General features: G+C 71.2%; 12 protein-coding genes. 8 read left to right on the plus strand and 4 right to left on the minus strand.

The genetic code is table 11. The annotated features are described in order from the left end of the window. Positions 1 to 116: 116 nt before the first annotated feature. From IE265_RS01645 to IE265_RS01665, 5 genes are all read left to right on the plus strand, one after another. A complete protein-coding gene (locus IE265_RS01645) occupies positions 117 to 869 on the plus strand; it encodes a GntR family transcriptional regulator (protein WP_190033439.1) in 753 nt (250 codons plus the stop codon). A gap of 906 nt (positions 870 to 1,775) precedes the next feature. Next, entirely contained in the window at positions 1,776 to 1,958 is a 183-nt protein-coding gene (locus tag IE265_RS01650; protein ID WP_190033440.1) for an SPOR domain-containing protein, read from the plus strand. A 42-nt stretch (positions 1,959 to 2,000) separates the two neighbouring features. Then, a complete protein-coding gene (locus IE265_RS01655; RefSeq protein ID WP_190033441.1) occupies positions 2,001 to 2,420 on the plus strand; it encodes a (deoxy)nucleoside triphosphate pyrophosphohydrolase in 420 nt (139 codons plus the stop codon). Positions 2,421 to 2,682: 262 nt separating this feature from the next. After that, a complete protein-coding gene (locus tag IE265_RS01660; RefSeq protein ID WP_190033442.1) occupies positions 2,683 to 3,090 on the plus strand; it encodes an ATP-binding protein in 408 nt (135 codons plus the stop codon). A 263-nt stretch (positions 3,091 to 3,353) separates the two neighbouring features. Then, positions 3,354 to 5,987 carry a SpoIIE family protein phosphatase gene (locus tag IE265_RS01665; RefSeq protein ID WP_190033443.1) on the plus strand — a complete coding sequence of 878 codons (2,634 nt, stop codon included), beginning with the start codon at positions 3,354 to 3,356 and terminating at the stop codon, positions 5,985 to 5,987. A 139-nt stretch (positions 5,988 to 6,126) separates the two neighbouring features. Here IE265_RS01665 and IE265_RS01670 read toward each other — a convergent pair whose 3' ends face one another. The 4 genes from IE265_RS01670 to IE265_RS01685 are packed head-to-tail and all read right to left on the minus strand — an operon-like array spanning position 6,127 to position 10,019. After that, complete coding sequence (locus IE265_RS01670; RefSeq protein WP_190033444.1) at positions 6,127 to 6,903, minus strand: succinate dehydrogenase/fumarate reductase iron-sulfur subunit; 777 nt, start codon at positions 6,901 to 6,903, stop codon at positions 6,127 to 6,129. Beyond that, positions 6,900 to 8,891 carry a fumarate reductase/succinate dehydrogenase flavoprotein subunit gene (locus IE265_RS01675; RefSeq protein WP_190033445.1) on the minus strand — a complete coding sequence of 664 codons (1,992 nt, stop codon included), beginning with the start codon at positions 8,889 to 8,891 and terminating at the stop codon, positions 6,900 to 6,902. The genes IE265_RS01670 and IE265_RS01675 overlap by 4 nt, the downstream gene beginning before the upstream one ends. Continuing rightward, positions 8,891 to 9,712 carry a succinate dehydrogenase subunit SdhC gene (gene sdhC / locus IE265_RS01680; RefSeq protein WP_190033446.1) on the minus strand — a complete coding sequence of 274 codons (822 nt, stop codon included), beginning with the start codon at positions 9,710 to 9,712 and terminating at the stop codon, positions 8,891 to 8,893. Before sdhC ends, IE265_RS01675 begins: the two co-directional genes overlap by 1 nt. 19 nt (positions 9,713 to 9,731) lie before the next feature. Further along, positions 9,732 to 10,019 carry an Rv0250c family protein gene (locus tag IE265_RS01685; protein ID WP_190033447.1) on the minus strand — a complete coding sequence of 96 codons (288 nt, stop codon included), beginning with the start codon at positions 10,017 to 10,019 and terminating at the stop codon, positions 9,732 to 9,734. 311 nt (positions 10,020 to 10,330) lie between these two features. Between IE265_RS01685 and IE265_RS01690 the strand changes: the two genes are divergently transcribed. The 3 genes from IE265_RS01690 (at position 10,331) to IE265_RS01700 (ending at position 16,620) form a co-directional block, all read left to right on the plus strand. Continuing rightward, on the plus strand, positions 10,331 to 12,862 hold the full coding sequence (locus tag IE265_RS01690; RefSeq protein ID WP_190033448.1) for an ABC transporter family substrate-binding protein: 2,532 nt from the start codon (positions 10,331 to 10,333) through the stop codon (positions 12,860 to 12,862). A 357-nt stretch (positions 12,863 to 13,219) separates the two neighbouring features. Next, positions 13,220 to 15,127, plus strand: a complete 1,908-nt coding sequence (gene typA, locus IE265_RS01695) for a translational GTPase TypA (RefSeq protein WP_190033449.1) — start codon at positions 13,220 to 13,222, stop codon at positions 15,125 to 15,127. A 449-nt stretch (positions 15,128 to 15,576) separates the two neighbouring features. Next, positions 15,577 to 16,620: an ABC transporter permease gene (locus IE265_RS01700; RefSeq protein ID WP_190033450.1), complete on the plus strand. Its 1,044-nt coding sequence runs from the start codon at positions 15,577 to 15,579 to the stop codon at positions 16,618 to 16,620. Positions 16,621 to 16,712: the final 92 nt, after the last annotated feature.

Raw genomic sequence — 16,712 nt, forward strand, 5'->3', positions numbered from 1 at the left:
TATGCCCCCGGCGCCGCAGAGTCATCACATCGAGTGATTCTTTGGCCTGCGCTTGCCCCGTACAACCCACGGTTGCCACCCTGTTGCTGTCTGTACAACTCGAACGGGAGTGGCCAGTGACATTCGGTGAGCAGCCGGCGTATCTGCGCGTCGCGGGTGATCTTCGCAGGAAGATCACCGACGGATCGCTGCCACCGCACACGCGGCTCCCGTCCCAAGCCAGAATCCGCGAGGAGTACGGAGTCTCGGACACCGTCGCCCTGGAGGCCCGCAAGGTGCTCATGGCCGAGGGGCTGGTCGAGGGCAGGTCGGGGTCGGGGACGTACGTGCGCGAGCGCCCCGTGCCGCGCAGTGTCGCCCGCTCCGGCTACCGTCCGGACAGCGGCGCGACGCCGTTCCGTCAGGAGCAGGCGGACCTCTCCGTGCGCGGTACGTGGGAGTCCCACAGCGCGCAGGCCGAGGCGAGCGGCGCGATCGCCGAGCGCCTGGGCCTCGAGGCGGGCGACCGGGTGATGTGCACGAAGTACGTCTTCCGGGACGCGGGCGAGGCGATGATGCTCTCCACCTCGTGGGAGCCCCTCGCCGTCACGGGCCGCACGCCGGTGATGCTTCCCGAGGAGGGGCCGCTCGGCGGCATGGGCGTGGTCGAGCGGATGGCGGCCATCGAGGTGATCGTGGACAACGTCACGGAGGAAGTGGCCGCGCGCCCCGGTCTGGCCGAGGAGTTGTCGGCCCTCGGGGGCGTGCCGGGGCACGTCGTGCTGGTCATCCAGCGCACCTACTACGCGTCGGGGCGGCCGGTGGAGACGGCGGACGTCGTGGTCCCGGCGGACCGGTACCGGATCGCCTACCACCTGCCGGTGAAGTAGCGGGGAGCCTCGCGAAGCCGTCGTTCCCGGGGCCCCGCCCTGGAGCCCGGGGTCCCGGGGCGGGGAAGCCGGCGGGCCCGTCGGCTCGGGAGCCCGGATGCCTCGCGGGAACCGGGAGGTCGGCAGGCACAGCAGCCCGGAGGCCGGGAGGCCGGGAGGCCGGGAAGACGGCAAGCGCGGAAGCCCCGGAAGGCCGGAGGCCAGAAGTCTCGGAGGCCGGGAAGTCGGTGGGCCCCGGAGCCCAGAAGTCTCGGAAGCCGGAAGCCGCAAACCGGAAACCGGAGGACCGGAAGTCTCGGAAAGCCGGAGGTCCGGAAGTCTGTGGTCCCGGGGGTTCGGGGGCCCGGGGGTTCGCAATTCCGAAAGTTCGGGAGGCGGGGCGGTTCGGGGCGCAGGACGTGGGCGCCCGAGCCGTGGCCCGGGGCGGGACCGTGAGTCCGGGGCCCGGGCGAGGGTGCCGGTCCCGTCGGGGCCGGACGGTCCGGGAGGTCCGGCCGGACCGTCCGGGAGGTCCGGCCGGACGCCGGACGGGACCCGCGGTCCGGACGCACGGCTCGAACGGGCGCGCCCCCGGGGCGACTCGGGCGAGCACATCGGGAACCACGCCCGAACGGGCGGTGGACGCCGTGCACATGCCGGTGGAATCCGGTCTTTCTCGGGACCGGTCCGCCGTCGGGTCCCGACGCCGTCCACCGGACCCGAGAGGTGCTCCGGGGGCTGCCCCGGGGGCGCACCCGCGAGACGCGCCCCGCCCGCACTGGCCGGTTGCGTACCTGTCGCATACCTCTTTGTGAAAAGCCGTATTCGCTGCGTGAAGGTTAGGCGTAGGCTCGGGCATATGCGGATTGCGGTTTCCTTATGGAACGGGGCAGGGCGCGAGCCGGGGGCGGGGAGTGGAGGGGCGCGATGAATGACGGCACGATCACTCTGCCCTGGCTCGTCATACGGCAGGACGACAACGGCAATCGCTACCGCGTCGGCAGGTACGCGACGAGGGCCGAGGCCCAGAAGATCGCGGACAGTCTCGATGAGCGCGGGCACAAGCAGCTGTACTGGGTCGAGCGGATCGGTCAGAACGGCGTGAAGTGACCGACGCGGGAACGGCCTCCCGGCTCCCGTAGGCTCCGGCGCATGACCGAACGGATCGTGGTGGTGGGAGCCGCCGTGCTGCACGGGGGGCGGCTCCTCGCCGCCCGCCGCAGCGCGCCCGCCGAGCTGGCCGGACGCTGGGAGCTGCCCGGCGGCAAGGTCGAGCCCGGAGAGGCTCCCGAGGGGGCGCTCGTGCGCGAACTGCGCGAGGAGTTGGGCGTCGAGTCGCAGGCACTGGCCCGGGTCCCGGGCGAGTTCCCGCTGAAGGCGCCGTACACGCTGCACGTCTGGACGGCCCGGCTGGTGCCGGGGTCGCCCGACCCCGAACCCCTCCAGGACCACGACGAACTCCGCTGGCTGACCCCGGACGAGCTGTGGGACGTGGAGTGGCTCGACCAGGACGTGGCCGCCGTGATGGAGGTCGCGCGCGGCCCCTGGGGCGACGGGGCCCCGGACGACTGAGGCGGTCCGGCGGTGTGACGGCCGGGCAGGCGCCTCCCGGAGGTGTGAGCGCCGCATCGCGGTGCACTCGGGTCCACGGGATGTGCGGCGCCCGCCGGGCGTGGGACCCTCGGGCGTCGGAACGCGTGCGGCGGTACGGCCGACCGGGGAGCCGTACGTCGTTCGGGCCACAGCACACTCCCGCACACGGTATTCGTCGGTGATATCGGGTATGTGCCCATTAACCCCATGAAACCGGACATGGTCCACTTCTGGGCTGGGAGTGATCTGCGTGATCCACGCCGAGGGCGACGTCGCCGAGTGGACCTTTCCCGCGGATCCGGGCGCCGTCCGGACCGCCCGCGGCGTCGTCCGGGGTCAGCTCCACTCCTGGGGCCTCGACTCCCTGGGCGACATCACCGTGCTGCTGGTCAGTGAGTTGGTGACGAATTCCCTGCGGCACGCCACCGGCCCCATCGGCGTACGCCTCGTACGCCCCTCCCGACCGCTGGACGCCCTGCTGGTCGAGGTCTCCGACCCGCTGCCGGACCCACCCCGTGAGCGGTCGGCGCAACCGGAGGACGAGACCGGCCGGGGACTTCAGCTCGTGGCGAACTCCTCCCGCCGCTGGGGGACGCGACCAGGGGGTACGGGCAAGACGGTGTGGTTCGAACTCCCCGTGCCGGGCTGACGGGGAGGCGCCGGGGAAGCGGTCCCCGACGGGTGGACGGGCCGCCGGCCGCACCCGGATGCGAGAGCGGGGCGGAGTACGTGGTTCGACGGGGTGCCACGTGGTTAGAAGACTGGGAGTGTTTGTCGCGGCCGGTCCAAAAAGCATCGGGACCGTGCTGTGATCGTGAACACCGTGTTGTGCGGCACCGTAGTGCTGGATACTGCGGGCAGCCGCCCCCGGTGACCGATGCCGGGCGCGGTGAGCTGGAGGGGACGGTTCGCGTGAGCGAGATACCAGCGAAGGCCACGGAGTCAGAGGACCCGTCGGGCGGCGCGAGGGCTGATGCGACGACAGGCGATGCCGCCGTGCCCGCGACGGGCGGGGCGCGCGACGCCTGGACCACCGAGCCCTCGGGCGAGGTCGTGTGGCAGAGCAGCCCGCCCGGATCGATCTACGACTACATCAAGGTCGCCTCGTTCTCGATCGGCCCGGACGGTCTCGTCGACCAGTGGAGCATGCGGGCCGAGCAGCTCTTCGGCATCCCGGCCGAGCACGCCGTCGGCATGGACCCCATCGAGGCCTTCGTCGCCGAGGACCGGCGCGAGCTGGGCCAGCGGAAGATGGCCGAGGTCCTCGACGGCCGGGAGTGGACCGGCGTGGTCCCCTTCCGGCTGCCGGAGTCCGACGACACGGGCGGCGCCGTCGAAGGGCTCGCCGAGGTCTACGTCATGCCGACGCGGACCGAGGAGGGCGAGCGGGCCGCGGTGTGCATCGTCGTGGACGTGCGGACACTGCGTCAGATGGAGACGGACCTTGCCGCCTCGCAGGCGATATTCGGTCAATCTCCTTTCGGATTCCTCCTGATCGACCCCGATCTGCGCATCCGGCGTGCCAACCGGCGCTTCGCCTCGATCTTCGGCGGCACGGTCGACGACCACCGCGGACGCACCGTCAGGGACTACCTGCCGCCGGGTGAGGCGGAGCGCGTCTCGGCGATCCTCAACCGGGTCCTGGAGACGGGCGAATCCGTCACGGAGATGCTGGTCACGGGCACGGTGCCCGGTTCGAGCGACCGGCGGCACTGGTCGATCAACCTCTACCGCGTGCACAGCGGTTCGGGGCGTCCGATCGGCATCGCCTGGCTGGGCACGGACATCACCGCACGCCGTGCCGCCGCCCGTGAGGCCGCGCACGCCCGGCGCAATCTCGCCCTTCTCAACGAGGCCGGGGCCCGCATAGGGAACTCCCTCGACCTGGAGACCACGGCCCGCGAACTCCTCGACGTGGCGGTCCCGGGCTTCTGCGACCTCGCCTCCGTCGACCTGTACCAGGGGCTCCTCGCGGGCGACGAGACGCCGCCCGGCCTCGCCGACGGCAGCGCGGGGCTGCGCCGCGTCGCCTACGCCAGCGCCGTGTCCGACGCCCCGTTCATCGGCGGCCAGGCCCCCGTGGGCGTCGGCGCCGTCCACCACTACGCCTTCAACTCGCCCTGCGCGGACGCCCTGCGCACCGCCCGCCCGCAGGTCGTCCCCGCCGAGGAGGGCGGCCTGATCCAGTCCACCCTCGCCGTGCCGATGGTGGCCCACGACACCGTCGTCGGCCTGGTCCAGTTCTCCCGTACGAAGGGCAGCGAGCCGTTCGGGGAGCGCGACCGCGCCCTCGCCGTGGAACTGGCCGCCCGCGCCGCCGTGTGCATGGACAACGCCCGCCTGTACCGGCGTGAGCACGAACGCGCGCTGATCCTGCAGCGCTCCCTCCTGCCGCCCGGCGACCCGGAGGCCTCCGGCCTGGACATCGCCTGCCGCTACCTGCCGGGGAACGCGGCGACCGAGGTCGGCGGCGACTGGTTCGACGTCATCGAACTGCCCGGACACCGCACGGCTCTGGTGGTCGGCGACGTGATGGGCCGAGGCCTGCGCGCCGCCGTCGCGATGGGCGAACTCCGCACGGCCGTACGCACCCTGGCCCTCCTGGACCTGGAACCGGCGGAAGTGCTCTCCGCCCTCGACGAGATCGCCCGCGGTCTCGGAACACCCGGCGGCGTGCAGCAATCTACGCGCGGTGCCCGCCAGTCCCGGGACGCCGACCTGTCCGAGGTCTACCTCGCCACCTGTGTGTACGCCGTCTACGACTCCGTCACGCGCCGCTGCACCTTCGCCAACGCGGGCCACCTCCCGCCGGTCCTCGTCGAGCCGGGGGAGAGCGCCCTCATGCTCGACGTGCCGCCCGGGATGCCGCTGGGCGTCGGCGGCGAGCCGTTCGAGGAGGTCGAGGTGGAGCTCCCCGAGGGCGCCCTCCTGGCGCTCTACACGGACGGTCTCGTCGAATCGCGCGACCATCCCCTGGACGAGGGCCTCCAGGCCTTCGTGGGGGCCCTCACGGACCCCTCCAGCCCGCTGGAGGACGTCTGCGACCACGTTCTCAACACCCTCGACACCCACCACGGCGAGGACGACATCGCCCTGCTGATGGCGCGCGTCCAGGGGCTGCCGGCCGAATCGGTCGGGGACTGGACGCTGCCGCGCGAGCCGCGCAGCGTGGGCCGGGCGCGCGAGTACGCGCGGGGCCAACTGCTCAGTTGGGACCTCGAACCGCTGGTCGACACCACCGAACTGCTCGTCAGCGAACTCGTCACCAACGCCCTGCGGTACGGCGAGGGCGAGATCAGGCTCCGCCTCCTGCTCGACCGCACCCTGGTCTGCGAGGTCTGGGACGCGGGACTCGTCCAGCCCCGCCGGCGCCGGGCCCGGGACACGGACGAGGGCGGCCGCGGCCTCCAACTCGTGGGCCTGCTCAGCGCGGCCTGGGGCTCGCGCCGCACCCCGCGCGGCAAGACGGTGTGGTTCGAACTCCCCCTGCCCAACGGCGGAACGGGTCTCACGGACCCCGCGGAGGCCCTGCTGAGCCTGTTCTGAGAGCGCGGCGCACCCGCCCCGCACCGCGCTCGCCGACGGCACGGCGTACGGCCCTGGAGTCCTGCCGCCCCGACGCGCACGCGCCGGACCCGCGGCCGGTTCCGGGAAGCGCCCCGGAAACCGGCCGGGCCGTGCCGGGCTACGAGGACGAGGACCTGCGTCCGATCCTGGACCCCAGCCAGACCAGCGGGTCGTACTTGCGGTCCACGGCCCGCTCCTTCAGCGGGATCAGCGCGTTGTCAGTGATCTTGATGCCCTCCGGGCACACCTCGGTGCAGCACTTGGTGATGTTGCAGTAGCCGAGCCCGTGCTCGTCCTGTGCCGCGCGCTTGCGGTCGAGGCCGTTCTCGTCGGCCGCGTCCAGCGGGTGCATGTCCAGCTCGGCCACCCGCATCAGGAAGCGCGGCCCGGCGAACGCCGGCTTGTTCTCCTCGTGGTCGCGCACCACATGGCAGGTGTCCTGGCACAGGAAGCACTCGATGCACTTCCGGAACTCCTGCGGGCGGTCGACGTCCTCCTGCATCATCCGGTACTCGCCGGGTGCCACCCCCGCGGGCGGTACGAACGCCGGAACCTCCCGTGCCTTCGTGTAGTTGAAGCCGACGTCCGTCACCAGGTCCCGTACGACCGGGAACGCCCGCAGGGGCGTCACCGTGATCGTCTCCTCGCGCGTGAACACCGACATCCGCGTCATGCACAGCAGCCGGGGCCGCCCGTTGACCTCCGCCGAGCACGAACCGCACTTGCCCGCCTTGCAGTTCCACCGCACGGCCAGGTCGGGCGCCTGCGTGGCCTGGAGCCGGTGGATGATGTCGAGCACCACCTCGCCCTCGTTGACCTCGACGCCGAAGTCCTCCAGGCCCCCGCCGTCCACGTCGCCGCGCCACACCTTGAAGCGGGCCTCATAGCTGCTCACTCGTAGAGCTCCTCTTCGGCGAGGTACTTGACCAGCTCCTCCTTCTCGAAGAGGGCGAGCAGGTCGGGGCGGATGGGCTCGGTGCTCTCGCGGGACAGGTCGATCTGGCCGCGCACGGGATCGGTCGCCGCCAGCCCGCCCGTCGGGTCGGCCAGCCGGCAGAGCAGGTTCAGGCGCCGCCAGGCCCGGTCCATCCCGGGGTGGTCCTCGCGGGTGTGGCCGCCCCTGGACTCCGTGCGCTCCAGCGCGGCCCGGGCCACGCACTCGCTGACCAGCAGCATGTTCCGCAGGTCGAGCGCGAGGTGCCAGCCCGGGTTGAACTGCCGGTGCCCCTCGACCCCGGCCCGCCGGGCCCGTACGCGCAGCTCGGCCAGCTTCTCCAGCGCGGCCTCCATCTCCGCCTCCCGGCGGATGATGCCGACGAGGTCGTTCATCGCCTGCTGGAGCTCCTGGTGGAGCGTGTACGGGTTCTCCGGCGGCCGGCCCGCGGCGGGCACGGCGTCCCGGCCGGGAAGGGCCGCCTCCGTACCGGTCCCCGTGCCCGGCTCCGGGCCCTCGGCCGAGAAGGGCCGCAGCGCCTCCGCGGCCGCCGCGTCGACCTCGGTCTCGTCGACGGCGGGGCGCCCGGTCTGCACGGCGGAGGCCGCGTACCGGGCGGCGTGCAGCCCCGCCCGGCGCCCGAACACCAGCAGGTCGGAGAGGGAGTTGCCGCCGAGCCGGTTGGACCCGTGCATCCCGCCCGCGACCTCGCCGGCGGCGAACAGCCCCGGGACGCCGCGGGCCGCCGCCGTGTCCGACTCGACGGCGATCCCGCCCATCACGTAGTGGCAGGTGGGGCCGACCTCCATCGCCTCGGCGGTGATGTCGACGTCCGCCAGCTCCTTGAACTGGTGGTACATGGACGGCAGTCGGCGCCTGATCACCTCGGCGGGCATCCGCGTCGACACGTCCAGGAAGACCCCGCCGTGCGGCGAGCCGCGGCCCGCCTTCACCTCGGAGTTGATGGCCCGCGCCACCTCGTCCCGGGGGAGCAGTTCAGGGGGCCGCCGGTTGTGGTCCGGGTCCTCGTACCACCGGTCGCCCTCCTCCTCGGACTGGGCGTACTTCTCCTTGAAGACGTCCGGGACGTAGTCGAACATGAACCGCTTGCCCTCGGAGTTCCTGAGCACCCCGCCGTCCCCGCGCACGGACTCGGTGACCAGGATGCCCTTCACCGACGGCGGCCAGACCATGCCGGTCGGATGGAACTGCACGAACTCCATGTTCAGCAGGGGCGCCCCCGCGAGCAGGGCCAGCGCGTGCCCGTCGCCGGTGTACTCCCACGAGTTCGACGTCACCTTGAAGGACTTGCCGATGCCGCCCGTCGCCACGATCACCGACGGGGCCTCCAGCACGAAGAAGCGGCCCGACTCGCGTTCGTAGCAGAACGTGCCGGACACCCGGTCGCCGTCCTTGAGGATCCGGGTGACCGTGCACTCCTGGTAGACCTTGAGCCGGGACTCGTAGTCACCGGTCTCCGCGAAGTCCTCCTGCTGGAGCGACACGATCTTCTGCTGGAGTGTGCGGATCAGTTCGAGTCCGGTGCGGTCGCCGACGTGGGCGAGACGCGGGTACTCGTGGCCGCCGAAGTTGCGCTGGGAGATGCGCCCGTCCTTCGTGCGGTCGAAGAGCGCGCCCCAGGTCTCCAGCTCCCACACCCGGTCCGGGGCCTCCTGGGCGTGCAGCTCGGCCATCCGCCACTGGTTGAGGAACTTCCCGCCGCGCATGGTGTCGCGGAAGTGGACCTGCCAGTTGTCGCCCGAGTTGACGTTGCCCATGGACGCCGCGATGCCGCCCTCGGCCATCACGGTGTGCGCCTTGCCGAACAGCGACTTGCAGATCACGGCGGTGCGCGCGCCCCGCTCCCGCGCCTCGACGGCGGCCCTGAGGCCGGCGCCCCCGGCGCCGACCACGACGACGTCCCACTCCTGCCGGTCGACCACGGACATCAGAACAACCTCGGATCGTCGAAGGCGCCGGACGCGACCAGGTACACGTAGAAGTCGGCGAGTGCGACACTCACCAACGACGCCCAGGCCAGCTGCATGTGACGGGCGTTCAGCTTGCCGACGAGCTGCCAGGCGCGGTAGCGCACGGGATGCTTGGAGAAGTGCTTGAGCTTCCCGCCGACGATGTGCCGGCAGGAGTGGCAGGACAGGGTGTACGCCCAGATCAGCACGATGTTCACGAGGAACACGAGCGTGCCGAGCCCCATGTGCCCCCACGCGTAGTGCTCGTCGCGGAAGGCGAGGACCGTGTCGTACGTGAGGATGCCGGCGACCGGCACCGCGAAGTAGAAGAAGTAGCGGTGGAGGTTCTGCAGGATCAGCGGGAAGCGGGTCTCGCCGGTGTACGCGCCGTGCGGCTCCGCGACCGCGCAGGCCGGCGGCGAGGCCCAGAAGCCCCGGTAGTAGGCCTTGCGGTAGTAGTAGCAGGTCAGGCGGAAGCCGAGCGGGAAGATCAGGATGAGCAGCGCGGGGGACAGGCCCCACCAGCTCCCGAAGATCTCCCAGTTCGGGCCGCCGCGCATGGGCTCGCAGTTCTCCGCCAGGCAGGGCGAGTAGAACGGCGAGACGTACGGGGCGGCGTAGTAGTCGGCGTTCGCGAAGGCCCGCCAGGTCGAGTAGACGACGAACGCCAGCAGCCCGGCCGCGGTGGCGGCGGGTGCCAGCCACCAGCGGTCGGTCCGCAGGTGCGGGGCGTCGATCGCGGCGCGCGTACGGTTCCGTACACCGCCGCTCTTGCTATGAGGTTCCGTACCAGTGGCCAACTCGAAGCTCCGGTCGGGATCAGGGGGCGTGGCGGTCGCGGGCGCCGAGACCCTCGTCGTCGGAGTCCGTCCACAGGGTCGTGTCGTACGGGGTGTCGGGGATGGTGAGGAGGTCGGGGCGGCGCGGCGCCGCGAGGGCCGGAACGGCTTCGCGCAGCAGGGCCACGCTCTCCCGCAGGTGATCGGCGTCGGTGCGCACCCGGCGCATCTCGAGGCCGCCCCCCATCTGCTGCTCCAGGCGCCCCACGGACCTCAGCAGGTCGTCGAGACAGCGCTGGACTGACGTCAGGTCGTCGTGCACGGACATGACTTGCCCTCACTTCCACGGACTGTCGGGTCCAAGGCGGCAACGTTCATGCGCCTGCGAGTGTTGCGCGCCACATCAGTCCGTGTGAAGGGATCTGCACGGGATTACTGGATCGTGCTGTCCGCGCGCGCCGCGCGTGCGCCCCGGCGGACCGGGCCCGGCGCGCGCCGTTGGGCCGCACGGGTGGGCTTCCGCGTGCCCATCGCCGTGTCGCGGCCCGGAGCCGGACGGGCTCCCCTTCAGTGGGCGATAGATCAGATGAACTCCATATACCGCCAAACGTGATCAAGCAGCGCCCCCGGAGGTAAGTCATGTCCCACGACGGCGTCGGACCGCGCGCGGTGATGCGTTCGGTCGCGTTCCTCACGGCGGGCGTGCTCGCTGTGCCGGCCCTGGCCGGTTGCAGTGAGCAGGACGAGGCGGCCAGGCCCACGGCAGGTCAGGACATCGCCCCGGCCGGGCGCGATCTGGTCGCCGACGGCGGCAAGGTGCGCTGGGCCGTGGACGCCCTGCCGGAGACCCTCAACACCTTCCAGGCGGACGCGGACGCGGCGACCTCCCGGGTCGCCGGTGCCGTCCTGCCCTCGATGTACCGCCTCGACGCGAACGGCCGGCCGCAGCGCAACCCGGACTACCTGGAGTCGGCGAAGGTCGTCGACCGAGAGCCCAAGCAGGTCGTGCTCTACAAGCTCAACCAGCAGGCCGTCTGGAGCAACGGACGGGAGATCGGCGCGGCCGACTTCGCCGCGCAGTGGCGTGCGCTGTCCGGCAAGGACACCGCGTACTGGACGGCCCGCAACGCCGGGTACGAGCGGATCGAGAAGATCGAACGCGGTGCGGGCGACCTGGAGGTCCGGGTCACCTTCAGCAGGCCGTACGCCGACTGGAAGTCGCTGTTCTCCCCGCTGTACCCGAAGGAGGTCATGGGGACCCCGGACAGCTTCAACGACGGCGCCCGCCGCAAGCTCAAGGTCACCGCAGGTCCCTTCGCGATCGCCTCCGTCGACCGCAAGGCCGGCGACATCACGCTCAAGCGCAACCCGCGCTGGTGGGGCAGTCCGGCCAAGCTCTCGCAACTGGTGCTGCGCGCGGTGCCGCGGGAGAAGCGGGTCGCCGCCCTCGCGGGCGGGCGGCTCGACCTCGCCGAGATCGACGCCGCCGAGGCGCAACGCATCGCCCTCGCGGCGCGCGAGAGGAAGGCGGGCAGGGGCGCCCCGGCGGCGGGCGGTCCCGCCGCCGACCTCACCTCGGGCAAGGCGCTGCGCTCCTGGGCGGTCGCGAACGGCTCCGACGAGGACGACGCCGACGAGGAGCTCACGGCCCGCGCCAAGCGCAGGAAGGCCGTCGCGAAGTACGCCGAGGAGCAGGCCTCCCTGCGCGGCTTCGTGGTCCGCAAGTCCCTCGAACCGTCCTTCACCCAGCTCGCGTTGAACGGTTCCGAGGGGCCGCTCGCCGACGAGCGGGTGCGCCGGGCCGTGGCCCGAGCCCTCGACCGGGACGCGCTGGCCAAGGCCGTGCTCCGCCCGCTGGGGCTGCCCGCCGAGCCGGTCGGCAGCCACCTCGCGCTCGCCGGGCAGCACGCGTACGCCGACGGCAGCGGAGCTCTCGGCGGCCAGGACACCCGCGAGGCGCAGGCGCTCCTCTCGGACGCCGGATGGGTGGCGGGCGGTGCCGTCAAGGAGGAGAAGAAGCCGAAGGAGGCCGCGGGCGCGAAGGCCTCCGAGAAGTCGGACGACTCCGAGGACACGAAGGGCGCCGGCGGGTCCGAGAACAGCGAGGGGACCGGCAAGGGCAAGAGCAAGGGAGGGGGCGGGAGTTCGGACGAAGACGGCACGTACGACCTCGGCGACGACAAGCCCGGCGACAACGGCAGCTCCGCCGTGCTCGCCCCCGCGCCCCTGACCGAACGCGAACGGGCCGAACTCCGTGCCCGGACGGCCGAGCGGTCGTCGGGCGAGGGTGCCGGCAAGGACGGCAAGACCGGCAAGGACGGCAAGGACGGCAAGGACGGCAAGGACGGCAAGGACGGCGCCAGCAAGAACCTCGCCCAGGACGGGAAGCAGCAGCTCAAGCCGGGTGGAGCCGCCGGGGCGTACGCTCCCGCCGGCACGGCCGCACCGGGCCGCGCCGCCGCCGGGCCCCTCGCCAAGGACGGCCGGCCGCTGACCCTCAGGTTCGTGCTCCCCTCGGGGCCGGGCTCGGAGTCGCTGCGGACGGTCGGCGAGCGCATCGCGCGGATGCTGGAACGTATCGGCATCCGTACGGAGATCTCCAAGGTCGCCGACGAGAGCTACTTCAAGGACCACATCGCCTCGGGCCAGTACGACCTGGCGCTCTACTCCTGGCCCGCCTCCGCGTTCCCCGCGACCGACGCACGCCCCATCTACTCCAAGCCGGTCCCGGCCGCGGACGGCTCACTGAACGTCGAGCAGAACTACACGAGGGTCGGCACCGACCAGGTCGACCAGCTCTTCGACCAGGCCGTCGCGGAACTGGACGCCGACGCGTCCCGCGCCCTGGTGCGCAAGGCGGACGCCCGGATCTGGGCCGCCGCGGGTTCCATCCCGCTCTACCAGCGGCCCCAGCTCGCCGCCGTCCGCGACGGCCTCGCCAACGCGGGGGCCTTCGGGTTCCAGACCCCGGTCTACGAGGACATGGGCTTCCTGAAGAAGGGCGCCCACGGCCCGCAGCCGTCGCACGGGAACCCCTCGACCGGCGCGAAGTCGGGCAAGGACGGCAAGGACGGCAAGGACGAGAAGGCGGACGGCTCAGAGAAGAAGGGCAGGACGGAGAAGGACGGCAGGACGGAGAAGAAGGACGAAACGGAGAAGAAGGGCGAATAGCCCCGGGCCCGGTATCGCCCCCGCACCACCGCCGTCCCCGTGTCCCGCGGTCACCCGCGGGACACGGGGACGGCGGCGTCACCGCACGACGGCGCCGCACCGCGGACGTCACGGAGGGTGACGGCCCTGCGGCGGGGAGGCGCGGCGCGGTCCGGGAGGGCCGCCGCGGCGGATCCGCCGCGACCCGTGGAGCGCCTGATGGCGGGGCGGGCGGGGCGCTCCGGAGGTCCGGCGGTCTAGCCCGCGGAGGCCGTCCCCGTCAAGGCCACGTACGATGGGGTAAGGCCGTGGCGTGTCCAGCCCGGCAGGCCCCGCTCAGCGGAGGCCGTCCACTCACTCCGGGAGAAGCGCCTCAATATGGCCACGCGCCACGACATCCGCAACGTCGCCATCGTCGCCCACGTCGACCACGGCAAGACCACCCTGGTCGACGCCATGCTCAAGCAGGCCGGTGCCTTCGCCGCGCACGCCGCCGAGTCGCTCGACGACCGCATGATGGACAGCAACGACCTGGAACGTGAGAAGGGCATCACGATCCTGGCCAAGAACACGGCCGTCAAGTACCACCCCAAGGATGGCGGCGACGTCATCACGATCAACATCATCGACACCCCCGGTCACGCCGACTTCGGCGGCGAGGTCGAGCGCGGTCTGTCGATGGTCGACGCGGTCGTGCTGCTCGTCGACGCGTCCGAGGGCCCGCTGCCCCAGACGCGCTTCGTGCTGCGCAAGGCCCTCCAGGCCCGCCTGCCCGTCATCCTGTGCATCAACAAGACGGACCGTCCGGACTCGCGCATCGACGAGGTCGTGAACGAGGCGTACGACCTCTTCCTCGACCTCGACGCCGACGAGGACCAGATCGAGTTCCCGATCGTCTACGCGTGTGCGCGTGACGGCGTCGCCTCGCTGACCAAGCCCGAGGACGGCACCGTCCCCGCGGACAGCGACAGCCTGGAGCCGTTCTTCTCCACGATCCTCTCGCACGTCCCGGCTCCGGAGTTCGACACGGAGGCGCCCCTCCAGGCGCACGTCACCAACCTGGACGCCGACAACTTCCTCGGCCGCATCGCGCTCCTGCGCGTCGAGCAGGGCGAGCTGCGCAAGGGCCAGACCGTCACGTGGATCAAGCGCGACGGCACGATGTCCAACGTGCGCATCACCGAGCTGCTGATGACCGAGGCGCTCACCCGCAAGCCCGCCGAGATGGCGGGCCCGGGCGACATCTGCGCCGTCGCCGGCATCCCGGACATCATGATCGGCGAGACCCTCGCCGACCCGGAGAACCCGATCGCGCTGCCGCTCATCACGGTCGACGAGCCGGCCATCTCCATGACCATCGGCACGAACACCTCGCCGCTCGTCGGCCGGGGCGGCACGGGCAAGGGCGCGGAGAACAAGGCCGCGGTCAAGGACCGCAAGGTCACCGCCCGCCAGGTCAAGGACCGTCTCGACCGCGAACTGGTCGGCAACGTCTCCCTCCGCGTGCTCGACACCGAGCGCCCGGACGCGTGGGAGGTCCAGGGCCGCGGCGAGCTGGCGCTGGCCATCCTGGTCGAGCAGATGCGCCGCGAGGGCTTCGAGCTGACCATCGGCAAGCCGCAGGTGGTCACGCAGGAGATCGACGGCAAGACGCACGAGCCGGTCGAGCGCATGACGATCGACGTGCCCGAGGAGCACATGGGCGCGGTCACGCAGCTCATGGGCGTCCGCAAGGGCCGGATGGACAACATGTCGAACCACGGCTCCGGCTGGGTCCGCATGGAGTTCGTCGTCCCGTCCCGCGGCCTCATCGGCTTCCGTACGGAGTTCCTGACCGGCACGCGCGGCACCGGCATCGCCCACTCGATCCACGAGGGCCACGAGCCGTGGTTCGGCCCGCTGGCGACCCGCAACAACGGTTCCCTGGTCGCCGACCGCGCCGGTGCCGTCACCGCGTTCGCGATGACGAACCTCCAGGAGCGCGGAGTGCTGTTCACCGACCCCGGCACCGAGGTGTACGAGGGCATGATCGTCGGCGAGAACTCGCGCTCCGACGACATGGACGTGAACATCACCAAGGAGAAGAAGCTCACGAACATGCGGTCGTCCTCGGCCGACTCGTTCGAGGCGATCGTCCCGCCGCGCAAGCTCTCCCTGGAGCAGTCCCTGGAGTTCTGCCGCGACGACGAGTGCGTCGAGGTCACCCCGGAGTCGGTTCGCATCCGCAAGGTGAACCTGGACGGCCGTGAGCGCGCCCGCGCCGCGAGCCGCGCCAAGAACGGCTGACCAAGCGCTCAACGCACCCGCCGGACGCCGCAGGGAGCGGCGGCCGGCGGGTGTCGCACGTCCGGCCCCAGAGCCGCCAGGAGGCCCGGCCCACCGCCCCGCGGAGAGCCGGGCCTCCGGCGTGTCCGGGGGCTGAAACCGTGTCAGTTCGGGCATCGGTGGGATCGCGGCAGCGGCGTTCGCATATCGGGCACCGGGCAATCAAGTTTCGGACACGTAAACGAAATTTTCCTCACGGATGCCCGATTCGAGAGATTCCGTTACTGCCTGTCAAGCGCGCGTAGGTGTCATTCTCTGCAATTTTTGCTCAAAATATCGACGGTAGGGAGATCCCTATGCCTTCCGCCCTTGACGCGCGTTGACCCACTTGGTGAAAGTTCCCTGAAACCACAGAACCTGCCGGTATCTGTGCTGCGCTCAACTCTCCATCCCCCGGGGGAAGAACACACATGACCAGTCCAACCAAGGCCGAGGGCCCCGGGCCGTCGGTCGCCTTGGACCCCGAGCTGGACTCGACCACCGAGAAGGCCGAGCCCAAGAAGCTTGAGGGCCGTTCCCCCGGCCAGCTGATGTGGCAGCGCTTCAGGCGTGACCGTACCGGCATGATCTGTGCCGCGGTAGTGATTTTCTACTTCGTGGTCGCGCTCGTCGCGCCGTTGCTCGTGTCCCTCGCGGGGACCAACCCGTACACGCTGTACGGGCAGGACCCCACGTACGCGGACTCGCCCGTCCTCGACGAGTTCGGGCTGCCGCTCGGCTACCTGGGCGGCGTCTCGGGCGACCACTGGTTCGGTGTCGAACCGCAGTACGGCCGCGACCTGTTCGCCATGCTGCTGTACGGCATGCGCACGTCGCTGCTGATGGCACTCGGTGTGACCGTGCTGGTCATGCTCACCGGTGTCGTCATCGGTCTGATCGGCGGATACTTCGGCGGTCGCACCGACTACTGGATCGGCCGCGTCACCGACTTCTTCCTCTCGTTCCCGCAGCAGCTGTTCTTCATCGCCTTCATGCCCGTGGTGACCGCGTTCTTCGTGGACCCGCGGGAGGAGACGCCCACGTACTTCCGGGCCGTGGCCATCCTCATCGTGCTGTGGGTGCTGGGCTGGATGGGTATGGCGCGACTCGTGCGCTCCACCGTCCTGTCCCTGCGCGAGCGTGAGTTCGTGGAGGCCGCCAAGGTCTCGGGGGCCTCGCCGTGGCGGATCGTCCGCAAGGAGGTCCTGCCCAACGTCGTCTCACCGATCCTGGTGCAGTTCACGTACCAGCTCCCCAGCACCATCCTCACCATCGCCTTCCTCTCCTTCGCCGGAGTCGGGTTCGTCGAACCGACCCCGGACTGGGGACGCCTGTTCGCAGCCGGCGCCAAGTACGCCGAGCAGGACCCGGCGTTCATGTTCTTCCCGGGAACGGCGTTGGTGATCTTCATCCTGTGCTTCAACCTCCTCGGAGACTCCGTACGGGATGCCTTCGACCCCAAGTCCGGGCGCTGAACCGTCCATTGGTGGGGGGTGACTGCCGCCCCCGCGTCGGCCTACCAGCCGCGTCAGGCAGTACTCATGGATAACAACCGACAGGTAGGTGC

Source organism: Streptomyces fructofermentans (assembly GCF_014651055.1).
In the GTDB taxonomy this organism is placed as follows: domain Bacteria; phylum Actinomycetota; class Actinomycetes; order Streptomycetales; family Streptomycetaceae; genus Streptomyces; species Streptomyces fructofermentans.

Coding starts and splice junctions, on each gene's coding strand:
- IE265_RS01650 (WP_190033440.1), top strand. CDS start 1,776: ATGAATGACGGCACGATCACTCTGCCCTGGCTCGTCATACGGCAGGAC.
- IE265_RS01655 (WP_190033441.1), top strand. CDS start 2,001: ATGACCGAACGGATCGTGGTGGTGGGAGCCGCCGTGCTGCACGGGGGG.
- IE265_RS01675 (WP_190033445.1), bottom strand. CDS start 8,891: ATGTCCGTGGTCGACCGGCAGGAGTGGGACGTCGTCGTGGTCGGCGCC.
- IE265_RS01685 (WP_190033447.1), bottom strand. CDS start 10,019: ATGTCCGTGCACGACGACCTGACGTCAGTCCAGCGCTGTCTCGACGAC.
- IE265_RS01690 (WP_190033448.1), top strand. CDS start 10,331: ATGTCCCACGACGGCGTCGGACCGCGCGCGGTGATGCGTTCGGTCGCG.
- typA (WP_190033449.1), top strand. CDS start 13,220: ATGGCCACGCGCCACGACATCCGCAACGTCGCCATCGTCGCCCACGTC.
- IE265_RS01700 (WP_190033450.1), top strand. CDS start 15,577: ATGACCAGTCCAACCAAGGCCGAGGGCCCCGGGCCGTCGGTCGCCTTG.